Annotated in this window: 18 protein-coding genes; 10 read left to right on the top strand and 8 right to left on the bottom strand. The window is 66.8% G+C overall.

The genetic code is table 11. From position 1 onward, the window contains the following. Positions 1-200: 200 nt before the first annotated feature. The 3 genes from ACFWO8_RS25140 (at position 201) to ACFWO8_RS25130 (ending at position 2,886) form a co-directional block, all read left to right on the top strand. The gene (locus tag ACFWO8_RS25140; protein ID WP_378963511.1) at positions 201-1,064 is read left to right on the top strand and encodes an ABC transporter permease; all 864 of its coding nucleotides are present in this window, start codon (positions 201-203) and stop codon (positions 1,062-1,064) included. Positions 1,065-1,131: 67 nt separating this feature from the next. After that, a complete protein-coding gene (locus ACFWO8_RS25135) occupies positions 1,132-1,890 on the top strand; it encodes an ABC transporter permease (protein WP_378963510.1) in 759 nt (252 codons plus the stop codon). A 3-nt stretch (positions 1,891-1,893) separates the two neighbouring features. Continuing rightward, the gene (locus tag ACFWO8_RS25130; RefSeq protein ID WP_378963509.1) at positions 1,894-2,886 is read left to right on the top strand and encodes an ATP-binding cassette domain-containing protein; all 993 of its coding nucleotides are present in this window, start codon (positions 1,894-1,896) and stop codon (positions 2,884-2,886) included. A 2-nt stretch (positions 2,887-2,888) separates the two neighbouring features. Here the strand turns inward: ACFWO8_RS25130 and ACFWO8_RS25125 are convergent, their stop codons facing one another. Then, on the bottom strand, positions 2,889-3,209 hold the full coding sequence (locus ACFWO8_RS25125; RefSeq protein WP_378963508.1) for a hypothetical protein: 321 nt from the start codon (positions 3,207-3,209) through the stop codon (positions 2,889-2,891). A gap of 335 nt (positions 3,210-3,544) precedes the next feature. Here ACFWO8_RS25125 and ACFWO8_RS25120 point away from each other — a divergent pair, with 335 nt between their 5' ends. Beyond that, a complete protein-coding gene (locus ACFWO8_RS25120; RefSeq protein WP_378963507.1) occupies positions 3,545-4,075 on the top strand; it encodes a DUF4254 domain-containing protein in 531 nt (176 codons plus the stop codon). A gap of 4 nt (positions 4,076-4,079) precedes the next feature. On the opposite strand, the gene ACFWO8_RS25115 is transcribed toward ACFWO8_RS25120, so the two are convergent. The 3 genes from ACFWO8_RS25115 to ACFWO8_RS25105 are packed head-to-tail and all read right to left on the bottom strand — an operon-like array spanning position 4,080 to position 6,671. Then, positions 4,080-4,397 carry a hypothetical protein gene (locus ACFWO8_RS25115; RefSeq protein WP_378963506.1) on the bottom strand — a complete coding sequence of 106 codons (318 nt, stop codon included), beginning with the start codon at positions 4,395-4,397 and terminating at the stop codon, positions 4,080-4,082. Beyond that, a complete protein-coding gene (locus tag ACFWO8_RS25110) occupies positions 4,397-5,545 on the bottom strand; it encodes a fatty acid desaturase family protein (RefSeq protein WP_378963505.1) in 1,149 nt (382 codons plus the stop codon). The genes ACFWO8_RS25115 and ACFWO8_RS25110 overlap by 1 nt, the downstream gene beginning before the upstream one ends. Positions 5,546-5,579: 34 nt before the next feature. Next, on the bottom strand, positions 5,580-6,671 hold the full coding sequence (locus ACFWO8_RS25105) for a ferredoxin reductase (RefSeq protein ID WP_378963504.1): 1,092 nt from the start codon (positions 6,669-6,671) through the stop codon (positions 5,580-5,582). 152 nt (positions 6,672-6,823) lie between these two features. Between ACFWO8_RS25105 and ACFWO8_RS25100 the strand changes: the two genes are divergently transcribed. Then, entirely contained in the window at positions 6,824-7,471 is a 648-nt protein-coding gene (locus ACFWO8_RS25100; protein WP_378963558.1) for a TetR family transcriptional regulator, read from the top strand. Positions 7,472-7,522: 51 nt separating this feature from the next. On the opposite strand, the gene ACFWO8_RS25095 is transcribed toward ACFWO8_RS25100, so the two are convergent. Continuing rightward, positions 7,523-8,860, bottom strand: a complete 1,338-nt coding sequence (locus ACFWO8_RS25095) for an MFS transporter (RefSeq protein ID WP_378963502.1) — start codon at positions 8,858-8,860, stop codon at positions 7,523-7,525. A 168-nt stretch (positions 8,861-9,028) separates the two neighbouring features. On the opposite strand from ACFWO8_RS25095, the gene ACFWO8_RS25090 reads away from it, so the two are divergent. Next, positions 9,029-9,583 (top strand): PadR family transcriptional regulator, encoded by a 555-nt coding sequence (locus tag ACFWO8_RS25090; protein ID WP_378963501.1) that lies wholly within the window; start codon positions 9,029-9,031, stop codon positions 9,581-9,583. Beyond that, the gene (locus tag ACFWO8_RS25085) at positions 9,580-11,610 is read left to right on the top strand and encodes an FAD-dependent oxidoreductase (RefSeq protein WP_378963499.1); all 2,031 of its coding nucleotides are present in this window, start codon (positions 9,580-9,582) and stop codon (positions 11,608-11,610) included. Before ACFWO8_RS25090 ends, ACFWO8_RS25085 begins: the two co-directional genes overlap by 4 nt. Positions 11,611-11,933: 323 nt before the next feature. On the opposite strand, the gene ACFWO8_RS25080 is transcribed toward ACFWO8_RS25085, so the two are convergent. Both ACFWO8_RS25080 and ACFWO8_RS25075 read right to left on the bottom strand, forming a co-directional pair. Beyond that, on the bottom strand, positions 11,934-12,998 hold the full coding sequence (locus ACFWO8_RS25080) for a phosphotransferase enzyme family protein (RefSeq protein WP_378963498.1): 1,065 nt from the start codon (positions 12,996-12,998) through the stop codon (positions 11,934-11,936). 16 nt (positions 12,999-13,014) lie between these two features. Then, the gene (locus ACFWO8_RS25075; RefSeq protein WP_378963497.1) at positions 13,015-13,170 is read right to left on the bottom strand and encodes a hypothetical protein; all 156 of its coding nucleotides are present in this window, start codon (positions 13,168-13,170) and stop codon (positions 13,015-13,017) included. Positions 13,171-13,228: 58 nt separating this feature from the next. Between ACFWO8_RS25075 and cmrA the strand changes: the two genes are divergently transcribed. From cmrA to ACFWO8_RS25060, 3 genes are all read left to right on the top strand, one after another. Beyond that, entirely contained in the window at positions 13,229-14,032 is an 804-nt protein-coding gene (gene cmrA / locus ACFWO8_RS25070) for a mycolate reductase (RefSeq protein ID WP_378963496.1), read from the top strand. A gap of 155 nt (positions 14,033-14,187) precedes the next feature. Further along, positions 14,188-15,489 carry a diaminopimelate decarboxylase family protein gene (locus tag ACFWO8_RS25065; RefSeq protein ID WP_378963495.1) on the top strand — a complete coding sequence of 434 codons (1,302 nt, stop codon included), beginning with the start codon at positions 14,188-14,190 and terminating at the stop codon, positions 15,487-15,489. 132 nt (positions 15,490-15,621) lie between these two features. Continuing rightward, the gene (locus ACFWO8_RS25060; protein ID WP_378963493.1) at positions 15,622-15,948 is read left to right on the top strand and encodes a hypothetical protein; all 327 of its coding nucleotides are present in this window, start codon (positions 15,622-15,624) and stop codon (positions 15,946-15,948) included. A gap of 17 nt (positions 15,949-15,965) precedes the next feature. Here the strand turns inward: ACFWO8_RS25060 and ACFWO8_RS25055 are convergent, their stop codons facing one another. Next, positions 15,966-17,678: a helicase HerA-like domain-containing protein gene (locus ACFWO8_RS25055; protein ID WP_378963491.1), complete on the bottom strand. Its 1,713-nt coding sequence runs from the start codon at positions 17,676-17,678 to the stop codon at positions 15,966-15,968. Between the last annotated feature and the right edge of the window lie 159 nt (positions 17,679-17,837).

Below are 17,837 nucleotides of genomic sequence, written 5' to 3'. Positions count from 1 at the left end.
GCCGCGCAGACAGGTAATCTTTCGCTTCATGTGGATCATCCTTGCCAGCTCCGTGGTCAGCTCGGTCGCCATCGCGATCTTGTTCGCGACGGGCTTCCCCAAGGACTGAGCATGTCCCGGTAGCTCTGCGCGCGGCGAGCACCAGCGATCCGAGCCGTTCTCGTCCTGATTCGTGGTGATCGGCCTAGAGTTGACTGATTGTGCGGGGCAATGTGGCGGGGGATGGTGGGCTTGCTTTCGCGGTGCGGCGTCGTCGTAAGCCTGGGGCTTTCCGGGTGTATTGGACGCTGGCGCGGGCGGGATTCAAGCGGCAGGCGCAGTACAAGCTGGCGATGTTCGCCGGGCTGTTCACCAACTGTGTGTTCGGTTTCGTTCGCGCGGCCGTGATGGTCGCGGCGGTGCGTTCCGCCGGCGATTTCGGCGGATACGACGAGGGAACCATCGGCGCCTATGTGTGGTTGTCGCAGGCACTGCTCGGCGCCACCCAGTTCATGGGACCGCAGATCGACCTCGTCGACCGGATCAAGACCGGTGACGTGGCGATCGATTTCCTGCGCCCGATCGACGTGCAACTCGGCTACCTGGCCACCGACATGGGTCGCGCCGCCTGCACGATCCTGCCCCGCGGAGTACCGAGCATCGCCATCGGCGCTGCCACCTTCGGCTTGTCGATGCCGAGCACGCCGGTGGCCTATCTGCTCGGTCTGATCAGTGTGCTGCTCGCGGTGGCGTTGTCGTTTCTCTGCCTGTTCGCGGTGGCGCTGGTCGGGTTCTGGGTGGTCGAGATCCGCGGCATCCGGGTGCTGTACCAGATCGTCGGAACGTTTCTGGCCGGGCTTTTCGTCCCGGTGCACATGTTCCCCGACTGGCTGCGTTTGGTCGCCATGTCTACGCCGTTTCCCTCCATCCTGCAGGCCCCGATCGATACGCTGTCAGGGCGGGCCGCCGGGTGGGATGCCTTGATCATCGTTGCGATACAAGGCTTCTGGGTGCTGGTGATCGGACTGCTCGGCAGGGTGTTGCTGCGAGCGGGACAACGCAGGCTGGAGGTACAGGGTGGCTGAACCGGATTCCGCGCGCGTTGTTGCCGGGACCTGGTTCACTCCCTATCTCGCAGTATTGCGTTCGCGTGTGAAAGCACAGCAGGTGTACCGCCTTTCGTTCGCCACCGAGGTGTTCAGCGCCTTCCTGATCGGCCTGGTCGAGTTCGGCGAGGTGTGGGTGATCTTTCACAATGTCGGCACACTCGGCGGCCTCGATGTCGACGCGGCGCTGCTGCTGTTCGGGTTGTCCAACACCTCGTTCGCGCTGGCCCAGGTCGCGGTCGGGCATCTGGATTCGCTGCCGTCGATGATCCGCATGGGCACCCTCGACGCCTATCACCTTCGCCCACAACCGTTGCTGTTGCAGCTGGTGACCAGTGATATCTCGTTACGCAGACTCGCGCGGGCCGCGGTGGCGGTGATCGTGCTCGGGATCGGGCTGTGGCGCAACGATATCGACTGGGGCATCGCCCCGGTTACCTTGATCGTGATCACCCTGATCAGTGGAATCGCGCTGTTCTGTGGCCTTTTCGTATGCGCAGCCGGACTACAGTTCTTCCTGATCGACGGTGCCGAGCTCACCAACAGCTTCACCTACGGCGGTTCGTTCGCCGCGATGCAGCCGGCCTCGGTGTTCCCGACACCGCTGAAACTGTTGTTCGGGTTCGCGATTCCCGTCGCGTTCACGGCGTACGTGCCGACCATCGCGCTACTCGGACTGCCGGGGCCCGCTCTGCTGCCCGCGTGGTCGGCGTGGCTCACGCCACTCGCCGCGGCGTGGGTGTGGCTGCTCGCATCGGCGGCATGGCGGATCGGTACGAGGCACTATCAGGGAGGAGGGGGATAGCAGATGGACGAGCACGAGAACCGGGAACCGATCATCGATATCGATGACCTCACCCGGCAGTTCACCGTCTACCGCAAGAACGGCAGCCGCTGGCGCCGACATCGCGACACCATCACCGCCGTCGACCGGATGAGTTTCCGGATCGAACGCGGCTCGGCGGTCGGCTATATCGGTGCCAACGGCGCAGGCAAGTCGACGACCATCAAGATGCTCACCGGCATCCTCGTGCCGACCACCGGAACCGTGCGCACCTGCGGCCTCGAACCGGTGCGCCAGCGCAAGGAACTCGCCTCGCGCATCGGTGTCGTGTTCGGGCAGCGCTCGCAACTGTGGTGGGATCTGCCACTGCACGAGTCGTTTTCGATCCTGGCGGCCATCCATCGACTCGATCCCGACATCGCCGACAAGCGGACACACGAACTGGTGGAACAGCTGGAAATGGCCGATACCCTCGACACCCCGGTGCGCCAGCTCTCGCTCGGTCAGCGCATGCGCGCGGAAGTGGCAGCCGCACTGTTGCATTCGCCGGAGCTGGTGATCCTGGACGAGCCGACGATCGGGCTCGATGTGCTGTCCAAACAGCGATTACGTGAGTTCCTGCGCGCCGAACGCATCGAGCGCGGCACCACGCTGCTGCTCACCACCCACGATATGGGCGATATCGAACGGCTCTGTGATCGGGTGCTCGTCGTCGATTACGGCCGGCTGGTGTACGACGGTTCACTGACCGGGCTGGGCGCCACCGTGGGTGCACGCCGGGTGCTGGTGGTCGACCTGGCCGCTCCCACACCGGATCTCGACGATCTGCCGTGCGGGGCCCAGTTACTGTCCAGCGAGGCGGGCGGGATGCGCCAGCGCCTGGCCTTCGACGCCGAGAAGACCACCGCGGCGGCTTTACTGGCGGCGGTGTCGGACCGGGCGCAGGTGCGCGATCTGTCGATCGAGGAACCCGATATCGAGGACGTGGTCCGGCGGATCTACGAGTCGACTCGCTGAGTTCAGCTCGATCCGTCCGGGTGTCCGGCGTACATGCTCACCTCGCCGCCCTCGCCGAGGAAGGCGTTGACCAGCATGATCCGCTGTGCGCGCAGGTCCTCGTCGTCCGGGGCTCCGGTGGTGATGGAAATCTGCGGGATGGCAGTCCAGTTCACGACGTAGCGCTCCGGTGGGCCGTCGTCGTCGGACAGGCGCGCGAGCCGGAACACCGACACCACATGACGTTCCATGAGGCCGCGCACGACATCGGCGATGCGCTCCGGGGATTCCAGGGCGAACAGGAACCCGAAGGTCAGCTCTGGCGAGGACACGTAGGCGGGCACAATTATCTAGGTTAGTGCATTCGGCGCCGAAATGATTGCCGGAAATGTGCCACCGCGGTTACCGGGGAGTGCTCGCGGGGACACCCGGCCGTAATGGTGGATAACAATTTCCACCGACCGCCGAGTTTGTACACCATACTATTGCGCGCCACGGCCGGATCGCGCTTTCCTGAAAGGGTCCCGATTTTCCCCGGGCCGTCTTCTCCACCCGCAGCGTCGCGGACTCTTGTCGACGTCCGGGCGGGGCTACGCCGGTGCCGGGGAGTGCACCCCCATACATCCTCCTCGGCTCTGGCGTATCCATGCACAAGTGCGTTATCAGGGGGGCAACCACCATGCCGATCGATCACGGCCATCGTCTGGATGCCGCACAACTGCCGACTCCCTCGGCACTGTTGCGGGCTTTTCTGGAAACCGATCACCCCGACCCGACGCGACACCGGGTTCTCGACGCGGCCAGCGGGCTCGCGAACTGCCACGATCGTCGGCGCAGAGTCCTCGAGCAGGCACGCGACCCCGCCGCGTCGAGCAGCACGGGCGCGGCGTGCGGGCGCCTGGTCGACGACATCGACAACGACCGCAACGCGCTGATCGCCCGCATCGACGACTGGGTCGCCGCTCATGTCGAACACCGCGACGGCGCCTCGCTGCACACCGAGACCCTCGGCGCGGTGATCGACCGGATGGCCGCGAAATGGGTTGCCGCCCAGCAGGCCATGGCCGGACCGGCACCAACGACGACGACACCACGGCAGCGGGAGGCTCGCACCCATCTGCAGTGGTGTCGTCTTGCCGAATTGACCGACGGCTACCGGGATCTGATCACCGATGTCACCGAACGCCGCAGGCGGCTGCCGGTGTGGTGAACCTTCAGGCCTTGTCGCCCGGCTCGGCGAACAAGGGCGCCGCGCCGACCTCGCCCTCGGCCGGAGCGTCGAGGTCGACCGTGTCGGTCTCGACGACCCGCTCCTTCGCGAACTCGGCCTCCGCCCGGTCCTGCGCCGCATCGCGACGAGCAGCGGCCGCGGCTTCTTTCATCTCGATCGCGTCGGTGACGAACTCACCGATCTCCCGGGCAACCTCGGCGACGGTTCCGGTGATCAGGGTGGCGATCTTGCCCACCCGCTGGGCACCGGATGACGTCAGTTCCTGGACCAGATCCTTATTGCTTTCGAATTTGCCGACCATTACACGCCCACTTCGGTTGCCTTCCGATTACGCATAACGATAACACCGGGCTCGGGCGCCCTCTTGACGAAACGATCCGGCACCGAGAGCAGGAAGATCTTGGCCCAGACCGACCCGATCTGCTTGGAGAAACGGCCGGTGTTGTAGGGCAGGCCGTACTTCTCGGCCAGCGCCTTCACCTCGGGCGCGATCTCCGGGTACCGGTTTGCCGGGATATCGGGGAACAGGTGGTGCTCGATCTGGTGCGACAGGTTGCCCGACATGATGTGGAACAGCCGCGAGCCCTTGATGTTGGCCGAGCCGAGCATCTGCCGCACGTACCACTCACCGCGGGTCTCGACCTCGGTCTCGTCCTTGGAGAACGTCTGTACACCCGATGGGAAGTGACCGCAGAAGATGATCGAGTAGGTCCACACATTGCGCACCAGGTTGGCCGCCGCGTTGCCTGCCAGGGTGTGCAGGAACAGCGGACCGGTCAGCGCCGGGAACATCACGTAGTCCTTGAGGACCTGCTTGCCCGCCTTCTTGCCCTGCCCCTTGAGCAGCGGCTTGAGGTCGGACCACTTGCGCTTGCCCTTGATGATGTTGTCGGCCTCGAGGTCGTGGAGCATCACACCCCACTCGAAGAAGGTCATCAGCAGGAACGCGTAGAGCGGGTTGCCCAGGTAGTACGGGTTCCACTTCTGCGCGGGGTCGATTCGCAGGATGCCGTAACCGATGTCGCGGTCCATGTCGACGATGTTGGTGTAGGTGTGGTGCATGTAGTTGTGCGAGTGCTTCCACTGGTCGGCCGGGCAGACCGTGTCCCAGTCGAATTCGCGGGAGTTGATGCCGCGCTCACGCATCCAGTCGTACTGGCCGTGCATGACGTTGTGGCCGATCTCCATATTGTCGAGGATCTTCGACACCCCGAGCGCGGCGACACCGGCCAGCCAGAACGGCGGCAGGAAGCCCAGGTACATCAGACCGCGGCCGGCGATCTCGAAGCCACGCTGGGTCTTGATGATGTTGTAGATGTAGTCACGGTCGCGTTCGCCGAGGTCGTCGACGACGCGGGCACGGATCGCGTCGAGCGCGGCGCCGAGTTCTTCGACCTGCTCCGGGCTCAGGATGACCGGGCCGTCTTTGCCTTCGGTGAGGATCGTCATGGCTATATCTCCCCTTGTGGTTGGTCGGTGTGATCTAGAGGGCGATGTCGACGTCGCCGACAGGAGCGTTGATGCAGATCTGGATCTGCTTGTCGGGATCGGCGTTGAGCTCACCGGTACGGAGGTCGCGAGTGCAGCCGGAGAGCTTGGTCGCGGTGCAGGTGAAGCAGATCCCCATCCGGCAGCCGTGCAGCGGCGTCAGGCCCGCGGCTTCGGCCTGTTCGAGCAGCGAGGCTCCGGTGTTGTCGGCGGCGACGTCGCTGTCGGAGAAGGTGATGGTGCCGGTGGCCTCGGACGGATCGGTCGGGATCGTGGTGAGCGTGAATTCCTCACTGAGCACCCGATCTTCGAGGCCCTCGGCGGCGAAGATCGTCTGCACGGCCCGCATCAGCGGCGGCGGCCCGCAGACGAAGGTCTGCGCGTCGGCGAACCAGGGCGCGACCCGCTCGAGCTCGTCGTAGTCGAAGAATCCACTGCCGGTGGAGGTTTCACCGTCGATCACCGTGCCCGGCTCGACCGGGTAGCGGTATTCGATGCGGAAGTTGGCGCGGCGCTGCGCGATCGAGGACAGTTCGGCCCGATGCGGCACCATCTCGGGCTGTCGGGCGTAATGCAGGAACGTGACCTGCCCGCGGTAACCCTCGGCGTCGAGGGTCCGCAGCATCGACAGTACCGGCGTGATGCCACTGCCGCCGCTGACCAGCAGCACCTTGTCGGGTCGCTGCTCGGGTAGGTGGAACACACCGGAGGCGGGCGCCAGGTCGACGATCATGCCGGGCTTCGCGTTGGCGTGCAGGTAGTTCGACACCAGCCCGCCCGGGTGGGCTTTGACGGTGAGCTGCAGGTAGCGCTCGCCGCGGCTCTCCGGGTCGATCGGCGAGTAGCAGCGGGTGTGGCGCACGCCGTTGATCGAGACACCGATCTGCACGTACTGACCGGCGGCGTGGCCGCGCCACTGCCGCGAGGCGCGCAGGGTGAGCGTCACCGAGCCGGGCACCGCGTGCGAGACATGGGTGACCTCGGCGCGCAACTCCCGAGCGGTGAGCCCAGGGCGGACGAGCTCCAGGTACCGGTCCAGCGGGTGCGGCGTGGTCAACGTCTGCACCAGATCGATCAGTCCCACCATGTCGTGTTGCCCCTTTTTGCGCGGTACGGGAAGTCCTTAGACGCGCTTCGAATTTCAGTGCACGTCTGTACACTCACCAGTGTGCCTGACGACCCCGGGCCACTGTCAACCGGCAATGATGTGAGGCGGACAACATAATGACGAAGGCCGCTATGGTGAACGGATGTATGCTCACCGATGTGACTGAGCAGGCAGGAACCCGCAACGAGCGCAAAGCGCATACCCGCGCGGCTCTCCTCGACGGCACCCTGACCTTGGCCTCGGAGCGCGGATTCGCGGCATTGAGCCTGCGCGAGATCGCCCGTTCGGCGGGCATCGTGCCGACCGCCTTCTACCGCCACTTCGCCTCGCTCGACGACCTCGGCGCGACGATCGTCGACGAGGGCGTCACCGCACTGCGGTTGGCATTGCGCGAGGTCAGGCGCAAGCCGGACGCCCATCTGGCCGATACGGTCCGCTTCGTCTTCGAGCAGGTACGCGTCAAACGCGCACTGTTCGGTTTCCTCATTCGCGAGCGTCACGGTGGGCCTGCCCCGCTGCGTCAGGCGATCGCGATGGAGATGCAGTTGATCGTGCGCGAGATCGTCGCCGATCTCTCGCGCCTGCGTGCACTGGATTCATGGAGCACCACCGAGCTGGAGATCGCCGCGGATCTGCTCGTCACCACCGTTACCGACGGTATTGCCGCGTTCGTCGCGTCCACCCCCCGTGAGGAATCGGCGATCGTGGAGCGCACCGTCATGCAGATGCGTCTGATCGCTTTGGGTATCGCAGGCTGGTTACCCAAAAACGCGGACTGAACTCAGAGTACGGGCGTTCACACAACTCGATGACGCCCTATCAGTGACGCCTCACATCCCGGCGGACACCGCACGCGACGGCGCGCGCACCGGGAGAAGTACCAGCAGACCGACCGCCAGCACGACGAGCAGTCCGGCGATTCCGGCGCGGTCGCTGTGGAAAACAGAGACGAACACACCGAACAGGGCAGGCGCCAGGAACGACACCGCTCGGCCGGTCGTGGTGTACAGGCCGAACAGCTGACCTTCCCGTCCCGGCGGTGCGAGTCGCGCCAGGAACGAACGCGCCGAAGCCTGCGCGGGACCGACGAACACGGTGAGCGCGAGCCCGAAGATCCAGAACATCGTCGAGCCCGACACCAACAGCAGCGCGACACCGCAGGCGAGCATCCCCGCCAGCGACGCCACGATCACCCGCTTTGGCCCGATCCGGTCGTCGAACCGCCCGGCCAACACCGCGGCCGCCCCCGCGACGACATTCGCGGCGATCCCGAACAGCAGCACATCGGCGTCGGCGAATCCGTACACCGTCACCGCGAGCACTCCACCGAAGGTGAACACGCCCGCCAGTCCGTCCCGGAACACCGCGCTGGCCAGCAGGAAATAGACCGTGTGCCGATCCTGACCCCACAGCACGCGCACGTCGCGCCACAACACCCGGTAGGAACCGAGGAAGCCGACCTTCGCCGCGCCGGGGTCGGCACCGGTGCGCGGCATCTCCGGCACCGCGAACAGCACCGGCAGCGCGAACACGGTGAACCACACCGCCGCGAGCACGATGACGAGCCGGACATTGAGGCCCTGATCGGTGGGCATCCCGAGCAGACCGCGGGTGTCACCGTCACCGGCGAGGAATCCCGCGTAGCAGATCAGCAGCAGCACGATGCCACCGAAATAGCCCATCGCCCAACCGAATCCGGAGACCCGGCCGACCGTGGCCGGGGTCGACACCTGCCGCATCATCGCGTTGTAGGGCACGCCGGCGAGCTCGAAGGTGGCCGAGGCGAACGCGAGCAGCGCCAAGCCGAGCCAGAGATCGTGGTAGTCGTCGCGGACGAAGAACATCAGCGACATCGCGCCGACCGTCAGCGCCGTCAAGGTCGCCAATGCCCGTTTACGTGAGCCGACCGCGTCGAAGTACTGCCCGCAGACCGGCGCCGTCAGCGCGACGACCAGCCCTGCCCCCGCCAGCGCCCAGCCGAGCCAAGCACTCGCCGGTGTCGTGCCCGGCAGATCGTCTCCCACCTTGTCGGTGAGATAGACCGAGAACACGAAGGTCAGCGTCACAGCCTGGAACGCCGACGACCCCCAGTCCCACAGCCCCCATGCCAGCACCTGCCCGCGCCCGGCCGCCTCGCCAACGGTTTCGGCCGCGTTCACCTCGGTCATAGGCCGAAGAGTAACGGCGATCAGACCCATACGCCGCCGATAACGCGCGCACCATGTCTCCGCCGAAGAGGAACGGCGAACCAACACCCACGCCGTCAATTACATCCGCGCCAGAAGTTCATATGAACCTGGTTGCATAGTACCCAGCGTTCCAGATATCCTCGTGCCATGGCATTGGAGCACGCGCTACTGGTCTCGCTCACCGAGCGGGCCGGGTCGGGGTACGAGCTCGCACGTCGATTCGACAAGTCGATCGGCTACTTCTGGAGTGCCACCCACCAGCAGATATACCGGGTGCTCAAGCGGATGGAGTCCTCTGGCTGGGTCACCGTCGAATCGGTGACCCAGCAGGGCAAGCCCGACAAGAAGGTGTACTCGGTAGCGCCGGCCGGCCGGACCGAGATCGCCCGCTGGCTCGCCGAACCCACCGACGCCACCCCCGCCCGCGACGAACTGGGTGTGAAGATCCGCGCCGCCGCGTACGGCGACATCGATGCCATCTGCGCCGAGGTGGCGCGCCATCGCGCGCAGCACGCCCAGCGCCTCGACGAGTACCGCCTCAGCGAGAAGAAATTCTTCCCGGCGCCGGACCAGCTCTCCGGCACCGCTCTGCACCAGTATCTGGTGCTTCGCGCGGGCATCCGCGCGGAATCCGGCTACCTCGAATGGTGCGACGAAGTACTGCAGGCCCTGCGACCGCGAAAAGGTGAAGACCGCCCATGACTGCTTATCCCCATCTGTTCGAGCCACTCGACCTCGGCCACACCACGCTGCGCAACCGTGTGGTTATGGGCTCCATGCACACCGGTCTGGAAGACCGTGCCTGGGACACCAACAAGCTGGCCGCCTACTTCGCCGAACGGGCCCGTGGCGGCGTCGGCCTGATCATCACCGGCGGCTACGCCCCCAACCGCACCGGTTGGCTGTTGCCGCTCGGCGGCAAGCTCACCAACAAGACCGAGGCCTACCGGCATCGCACGATCACCAAGGCGGTGCACGCCGAGGGCGGCAAGATCGCCATCCAGATCCTGCACGCGGGACGTTATTCCTATATGCCGACCAGTGTTTCGGCGTCGGCGATCAAGTCCGCGATCAACCCGTTCAAGCCGAGGGCATTGTCGTCGAAGGGTGTCGAGCGCACCATCGACGATTACGCGCGCTGCGCGGGCCTGGCCAAGTTCGCCGGGTACGACGGCTGCGAGATCATGGGCGGTGAGGGCTATTTCCTCAACCAGTTCCTCGCCCCGCGGGTGAACAAGCGCACCGACAAATGGGGTGGCACACCGGAGAACCGCCGTCGGCTGCCCGTCGAGATCGCCCGGCGCATCCGGGCCGAAGTGGGCCCCGATTTCATCATCGTGTTCCGGTTGTCGATGGCCGAACTCGTGGAGAAGGGGCAGACCTTCGACGAGATCGTCGCCCTGGCACAGGAATTGGAGGCTGTCGGTGTCGATATCCTCAATACCGATATCGGCTGGCACGAGGCACGGGTGCCCACCATCGTCACCTCGGTGCCGCGCGGGGCGTTCGTGGAGTTCACCGCGAAGATCGCGCGCAAGGTGAACATCCCGGTCTGTGCGTCGAACCGCATCAATATGCCCGAGATCGCCGAGGAGATCCTGACTCGTGGCGACGCGGCGCTGATCTCGATGGCCCGCCCGCTGCTGGCCGACCCCGAATGGGCCAACAAGGCCAAGGGTGACCGTGCCGACGAGATCAACACCTGCATCGCCTGCAATCAAGCCTGCCTCGACCACGCCTTCGGCAACAAGAAGGTGTCGTGCCTGGTCAACCCGCGGGCGGGCAGCGAGACCACCCTCAACCTGCTGCCGACTCGCCGTGCCAAGCGGGTTGCCGTCGTTGGTGCGGGTCCGGCCGGTCTGTCGGCCGCGGTGAGTCTGGCCGAGCGTGGCCATCACGTCGACCTGTTCGAGTCCGACGACAAGATCGGCGGCCAGTTCGACATCGCCCGCCGCATCCCGGGCAAGGAGGAGTTCGACGAGTCGATCCGCTACTTCCGCCGCAAGATCGACCTCACCGGCGTCACCCTGCATCTCGAAAAGCGGGTCAGCGCTGAGGAATTGATCGCGGGCAAGTACGACTCGGTGATCCTGGCGACCGGTGTGCGCCCGCGCATCCCCAACATCCCCGGTATCGACCACCCGATGGTGCTCTCGTACGCCGAACTGGTGAAGGAGGAGAAGCCGGTCGGCAAGAAGGTCGCGGTGATCGGCGCGGGCGGTATCGGTTACGACGTGAGCGAATACCTCACTGTCGAAGGACATCCCACGCTCAAGCTCGACGAGTGGAAAGAGGAATGGGGCGTCGATTCCGAGAACGAGCAGGTTCCCGGCCAGCTCCGCAAGCCCAAGCCCTCCCCCGCGGCCCGCGATGTCGTACTGCTGCAACGCAAGTCGACCCCGTTCGGCAAGGACCTCGGCAAGACCTCCGGTTGGGTGCACCGCGCGGCCCTCAAGGCCAAGGGTGTCGAGCAGGTCGGCGGCGTGAACTACGACCGCATCGACGACGCGGGCCTGCACATCAGCTTCGGTGAGAAGCACGAGAACCCGCGGGTGATCGAGGTCGACAATGTGATCGTCTGTGCCGGACAGGAATCCGTGCGCGAGCTCGAAGAACCCCTGCGCGCCGCGGGCGTCGACCTGCACCTCATCGGCGGCGCCGACCTGGCCGCCGAACTCGACGCCAAGCGCGCGATCGACCAGGGCACCCGCCTGGCCGCTGTGTTGTAGGAGCGCTGGCGCGCTCGAGCGCGGCCCCTGAGGGCCGCGGGGGGGGGGGGCCGGGGGGGGGGGGGGGGGGGGGGGCGCGGGCGCGCCCCGCGGCGGCGGGGCGGGGGCGGCGCGCGCGGCCCCGCCGGCCCGCGCCTCAGCCCCCGCTCCGGCCGGCGGCGCCGCGGACGCAACGGCGGCTAACTCGCGGCCGGGCCGCTACCGCCGCTGCGCGGCGGGACCCTCCTCGGGTCGTGCGGGGCTGGCAGTGCGGTCATGGCGGACTTGGAGTTTGTGGGTGTGGTTGGGAATACGGTCGGCACGGACGTGGTGGTGCCGGGCAGTCAGCGCAGGGAAAGGTCGCGTATCACATGACATAGTTCGCGACCCTCCGCTGCTTCGTACCAGCGCAGATGTCCGAGAAGCCAGTCGTGGTAAGCGATTTCGGCGTTGCGTGGGTCGTGGGCGACGGTGAGGAAGTAGTCGATCTCGGAGAGTTCGTAGCCGATGTGGATCAGTGGGAGCAGGTCGGGAAGCAGGTTCTGCTCGGCGATCGAGGGTGATCGCACGGATCGATACCCCTGGATCAGCGCGGTGATCTGGTCCTCGCGAATATTCGCGGGACCGCCGTCGCGCAGCGAAACCCAGTCGACCGCAGTGCGTTCGATGGCGGTGGCGAGGTCGAACACAGCGGTCGTGCGGTCGGCTAGCCCGAAATCGAGCACCGAGGTCACCTCGTGGTCTTCCCACAGCAGGTTGGTCCCGTGCCAGTCCCCATGCGTCCACATCGGAGCGACGCCGGTGAGGTCGACAGACTGCCCGGGAACCTCAGCGCGCCAGTCCCTTTCACCGAGGAACCGGGCGACCGAGGGACGGCGGGCGATGTGCCATTCGAACGCGGAGATCACGTCGTCGTGCATGGTCGCGATCAGTGGGCGGGCCGGGCGAGCCGGTGCGTCGAAACCTGCTGCGGCGCGGTGTAATCGGGCCAGCATCGCGCCCGCGGCTTGCGCGTCGTCGGCGTCGCGATAAGGCGACCAGGAGAAGTCGGCGCGGTAGCGGTCGTACCCGGAGCCGACACGATGGACCTCGTAGATGAACCCGTCCGAGCCACCGTCGCCCATGGCGGCTCGGACTTCGGGCACCGGAATCCCGCGCTCGCGCAGATGCGCCATGAACCGGTGCTCCTCGGCCAGCGCCACGCCATCGCGCAATCGCATCGGCATTCGCTTCACGACGAGCCGCTCGCCATCGTCCAACCGCACACCCACCGTCGACGACAGCGGCCGCGCACCACGCCATTCGATCGCGCAGAGCGCCGACTCACTCCACGTCGCGCCGACAGCGCGAGCGATCTCGTCCTCGGTCAGCGCGGGCCATGTCGGTTCGGCCAACGGGTCATCACCCATCCCGAACACCTGCGCGTCAGCCACCGCAACGCCCGCCCACGCTGCACGGCCCACACCCCGCATCGGTCCAGCGGTCGGCCTGATCGGCGAATCCGAAGGTGCGCGGTGGTTCGGTGCCGAGCAGCAGCGGCACTTCTTGCCCGGTGCGCGGCTGCGTCGAGTCAGTGGTCATGGCGTCACTCATGCTATTGCCGGGGGCCCGGTTTCCGGCGATCCCCTAAACTCCCCTCGTGAGCTTGCCCTCCCCCACTGCAGACAATCGTGCCGTCGTCACCGGCGCGTCCTCCGGCATCGGCACCGCGCTGGCCGCCGAACTGGCCGGGCGCGGCTATTCGCTGATCCTGGTCGCGCGCCGCGGTGAGATCCTCACCGAACTGGCCCAGCGGCTGACCCTGGCCCATGGCATCACCGCCGAGGTCCGCGCGGTCGACCTGGCCGATCGCACGCAGCGGGCCGGCCTCGTCGACGAGCTCGCGGTCCGCGATATCGCTGTTCTCTGCAACAACGCGGGTGTCGCGACCTTCGGCCCGGTCGCCGAACTCGACTTCGCCTACGAGCGCATGCAGATGGAGCTCAACGCCACCGCCGTGCACGACCTGACCCTGGCCGTGCTGCCCGGCATGATCGAGCGCACAGCGGGCGGGATCCTGATCAGCGGTTCGGCCGCGGGCAATATGCCGATCCCGAACAACGCGACCTACGCGGCGTCGAAGGCATTCGCGAACACCTTCTCGGAGTCGCTGCGCGGTGAGCTCAAGGGCAGCGGCGTGAACGTCACCCTGCTGGCCCCCGGCCCGGTGCGCACCGAAATCCCCGCCCCCGAGGATCAGTCGATCGTCGACAAGATGGTCCCTGACTTCCTCTGGGTGTCCTCCGAATACACCGCCAAGGTCTCCATCGACGCGCTGGCCCGCAACAAGATGCGCATCGTCCCCGGCCTCATCAGCAAGGGCATGAGCGTGGCGGGTAACTACGGCCCCCGCGCGTTGACCGCCCCGGTCGCGGGCGCGTTCTACAAGAAGCTCGGCAGCTGAGCCCCGCCTGACGGGTTGGCCTGTCAGCAACCCGTCAGGAAGGCCCCGCTGGTGGTCAAGGACCCGTAAACACCGAGTTCAGCGGTCCGGAAACGGCGTATTTCTTGAGTCGGCCCCGCCATTCCGAACGCGGGGAGCGTCCCCAGGAGACCACCGTGACGTTGCTCGACATCTTCCCGTCGTTGCGTGCGACCACCGTGCCGCGGCTCGATCCCGCGGTCTGGCCGGCCGATACCCACTACGACCCCGACGGCCGGATCACCCTCGGCGCGGTGGCGCTCGCCGATATCGCCGATCAGTTCGGCACCCCCGTCCAGGTGGTCGACGAAGCCGAGGTGCGCGAGCGCTGCCGCGCCTACCGCAAGCACTTCCCCGAGGCCGAGATCGTGTACGCGGGAACCGCGCTGATGGTCGGCGCGGTGGCGCGCTGGGTCGCCGACGAGGGTCTGTCGGTGCAGGTGGGCTCCAGCGGTGAGTTATCGGTCGCGCTCGCCGCGGGCATCGATCCGCGCCGGATCGTGTTGCACGGCAACGGCAAAACTCTCGACGAACTGAAGTCCGCCGTGCGCGCCGGTGTCGGCCGCATCGTGGTCGGCTCGCTCACCGAGATCACGCTGCTCACTGCCTTGGCGACCCAACCGCAGCAGGTGCTGCTCCGGGTCGCCACCGGGATCGACGTTCCCGGTGGTGACCAGTTCGGCTTCCCGCTCGGCAGTCGTTCGTTCGAGACCGCTGTCGCCCGGATCGCGGGTAGGTGCAATCTGCAGCTCGTCGGCTTGCACTGCCACCTCGGCCCGCAGATCCACAACCCCGACCACTACGGCGAGGCGATCCGCCGGATGATCGGTGAGATGTCCTGGATCGACCACGAATACGGCCTGCTGCTGTCCCACCTCGATATCGGCGGCGGGCACGCGGTGGCCTATCGCAGCGGCGACGCGGAACTGAACCTGCACGACCTCGCCGACATCCTCGATGACGCATTGGATGCCGGCTGCGCGCGGCACCGTTTCCCCCGTCCCGTGCTCACGATGGAACCAGGACGGGCGATCGTCGCCAGGGCGGGTGTCACCCTGTATCGGGTGCTGGCCGTCACCGAGACCACCGACGGCGGCACCCGGGTGATCGTCGACGGCGGTGGCTGCGGTCGAAGTGGCGGACACAGCGGCGCGGTGGTCGTCAATCGGCATCCGACCGGCGCGCAGCTGAGGGCGTCCATCGCGGGAAAGCACAGCGAATCCGGGCAGCTCATCGCCACCGACGTGCGCCTGCCTGCCGATCTGCGGCCGGGCGAGATACTCGCCGTGCCCTGCACCGGCGCCTACCATCACGGGCTGGCCTCGACCTACAGCACCGTCGGCAGGCCGCCGATCGTCGCCGTCGCCGCCGGCCGCGCCACCCAGCTGTTGCGCCGCGAGACAACCGCCGATCTGCTGATGCGCGAAATTCTGGAATAAGCCGGGTTACCGCCGCCACCGGTCTGGTGGCGGCACCCATCGCGCGCCTAGTATCAGATGGGTCGGGGAAAATCAACCAACTCGACCGACGGTGCGTTGAGTCCGGTGACGAGCGCGCCGGAAGAGGTAGCCATGAAGACCAACAGAACACGCGAGGTCGGCCTGCGCCGACTGCTCATGAGCTTGGCGGTGGCCGGTATGGCGGTCACCTTTCCGATCACAGTGGCGGCGCCCGTGACCGCCCTGCCCGCAGCCGCGCCAGACCAGGTACAGACCAACCGCCCACGGTGCGACGACCGGCACTACCGGGACTACGACTACTGCGACCGCGACCGCGGGCATCGCTGTGACAACGACTGGTACGGCCGCAACCACTGGAACGACCGTGACTGGGACCGCTGCGACCGCGGCCGCGGCGGAAACAACTGGTTCCCCTGGGGCTGGTTCGGCAGCAGCTGACGCGAACCGACCTCCCGCTAGCGCCGCCGGGTGCCGAAGATGCTGCGACTGATCTCGCGACCGGCGGCACTCGCCGCTGATCGCAGGAAGCTCTTCACCGCCGGGTTCTTCATCATCCGCTCGGCCGCCGAGTCCTCGTCCTGCGGTGCCTGCGATCGGCCGGGCGCCTGCGGGGCCTCGGGCGCTGGATCGGCGGCGGCCACGCTGGCCAGCAGCATCTCGTAGGCCGATTCCCGGTCGATGCTCTGCCCGTATTTGCCCTGCAGCGCGCTCGACAGCGCCTTGGACTTGATCGCGTCCTCGCCGATGGTGTCCATCAGCGAGCGCGGTGGCGCGATCTTGGTCCAGGCGACGGGCGTCGGTGCGCCGGTTTCGGAGAGGACGGTGACGATCGCCTCGCCGGTGCCGAGCGAGGTCAGTGCCTCTTCCAGGTCGTACACCGACGACTTCGGGTACGTCCGCACCGTCTTGGACAGCGCCTTCTGATCGTCGGGGGTGAAGGCGCGCAAGGCGTGCTGGACGCGGGCGCCGAGCTGGGAGAGCACCGGGTTGGGGATGTCGGTGGGCAACTGGGTGCAGAAGAACACGCCGACGCCCTTGGACCGGATCAGCTTCACCGTCTGCTCGACCTGCTGCAGAAACGCCTTGGACGCCTCGGCGAACAGCAGGTGCGCCTCGTCGAAGATGAACACCAGCTTGGGCTTGTCGACGTCACCCACCTCGGGCAACGTCTGGAACAGATCGGCCAGCACCCACATCAAGAACGTCGAGAACAGCGCGGGCCGCGCCGCCTGCTGACCGAGCTCGAACAGCGTGATCACGCCGAGCCCGCCCGCGGTGCGCAGCAGATCGGCCGGGTCGAGTTCGGGTTCGCCGAAGAAGGTATCGCCACCTTCGGCTTCCAGATTCACCAGTGACCGCAGGATCACCCCCGCTGTCTGCGAGGACACACCACCGATGCCCTTGAGGTCTTCCTTGCCTTCGGGGCTGGTCAGGTGGGTGATAACCGCGCGCAGGTCCTTCAGATCCAATAGGGCCAGGCCTCGCTGATCTGCCCAGTGGAAGATCAGGCCGAGCGTCGATTCCTGGGTGTCGTTGAGGCCGAGCACCTTGCTGAGCAGGATCGGGCCGAACGAGGTGATCGTCGCCCGGATCGGCACCCCGATGCCGCCGGTGCCGAGCGAGACGAACTCGGTGGGAAACGCGCCAGGCGCCCAGTCGGTCGCACCGGTCTCCGCCGCGCGCGCCCGGATCTTCTCGGTGTCGGCGCCCGGCTCGCTCAGGCCCGACAGATCACCCTTGACGTCGGCCATCACCACGGGAACGCCCGCGCGGGAAAGATGTTCGGCGATGCCCTGCAAGGTCTTGGTCTTGCCGGTGCCCGTCGCGCCGGCGACGAGTCCGTGCCGGTTCATCATCCGCAGCGGAATACGCACGCGCGCAGCGGGATCGGCTACTCCGTCGACCATCACCGTGCCGAGTTCCAGCGCAGGACCGCTGAAGGCGTAGCCCGCGGCGATCTCCGCGACCGCGCCTGCGGATTTCGGATCGCCGGATGCCGGTGGCTTCGTGGCGGATTCGCTACCGTCCGCCGTGGTGGCTGGTTCCTCGCTCGCCGCCTGGGCTTCCCGCTCGGCGGCCTCCGCGGCGGCCATGGCCTCGGCGGCAACCCGGGCCGCGTCTTCGGCCGCCTTGCGTGCCGCTGCCGCCTTCTCCTGTGGGGTGGTCATTCGCGCGTCCTCCGTCTGCTCACTGGCACGTACGCAAGAAATGCTCGAAACATCTGCGGGGAATTCCAGGCAAACTGTATCCGGGCCGGTCACCTGGGCGGCGAACATCCACGGATGTCGGGCGGCAAACCCCGCCCGCCTCGCCCGCGCGACACACCT

This window comes from Nocardia sp. NPDC058480 (assembly GCF_042720495.1).
GTDB lineage: Bacteria > Actinomycetota > Actinomycetes > Mycobacteriales > Mycobacteriaceae > Nocardia.
The sequence above is the reverse complement of the archived record's forward strand: the minus strand, read 5'-3'. Positions and strand labels throughout refer to the sequence as shown.

What these genes read in the sequence shown, in the direction of transcription:
- ACFWO8_RS25120 (WP_378963507.1), top strand. Translation starts at nt 3,545, where the DNA reads ATGCCGATCGATCACGGCCATCGTCTGGATGCCGCACAACTGCCGACT.
- ACFWO8_RS25130 (WP_378963509.1), top strand. Translation starts at nt 1,894, where the DNA reads ATGGACGAGCACGAGAACCGGGAACCGATCATCGATATCGATGACCTC.
- ACFWO8_RS25075 (WP_378963497.1), bottom strand. Translation starts at nt 13,170, where the DNA reads ATGACCACTGACTCGACGCAGCCGCGCACCGGGCAAGAAGTGCCGCTG.
- ACFWO8_RS25060 (WP_378963493.1), top strand. Translation starts at nt 15,622, where the DNA reads ATGAAGACCAACAGAACACGCGAGGTCGGCCTGCGCCGACTGCTCATG.
- ACFWO8_RS25085 (WP_378963499.1), top strand. Translation starts at nt 9,580, where the DNA reads ATGACTGCTTATCCCCATCTGTTCGAGCCACTCGACCTCGGCCACACC.
- ACFWO8_RS25110 (WP_378963505.1), bottom strand. Translation starts at nt 5,545, where the DNA reads ATGACGATCCTCACCGAAGGCAAAGACGGCCCGGTCATCCTGAGCCCG.
- ACFWO8_RS25080 (WP_378963498.1), bottom strand. Translation starts at nt 12,998, where the DNA reads ATGGGTGATGACCCGTTGGCCGAACCGACATGGCCCGCGCTGACCGAG.
- ACFWO8_RS25095 (WP_378963502.1), bottom strand. Translation starts at nt 8,860, where the DNA reads ATGACCGAGGTGAACGCGGCCGAAACCGTTGGCGAGGCGGCCGGGCGC.
- ACFWO8_RS25090 (WP_378963501.1), top strand. Translation starts at nt 9,029, where the DNA reads ATGGCATTGGAGCACGCGCTACTGGTCTCGCTCACCGAGCGGGCCGGG.
- ACFWO8_RS25115 (WP_378963506.1), bottom strand. Translation starts at nt 4,397, where the DNA reads ATGGTCGGCAAATTCGAAAGCAATAAGGATCTGGTCCAGGAACTGACG.
- ACFWO8_RS25105 (WP_378963504.1), bottom strand. Translation starts at nt 6,671, where the DNA reads ATGGTGGGACTGATCGATCTGGTGCAGACGTTGACCACGCCGCACCCG.
- ACFWO8_RS25100 (WP_378963558.1), top strand. Translation starts at nt 6,824, where the DNA reads ATGGTGAACGGATGTATGCTCACCGATGTGACTGAGCAGGCAGGAACC.
- ACFWO8_RS25055 (WP_378963491.1), bottom strand. Translation starts at nt 17,678, where the DNA reads ATGACCACCCCACAGGAGAAGGCGGCAGCGGCACGCAAGGCGGCCGAA.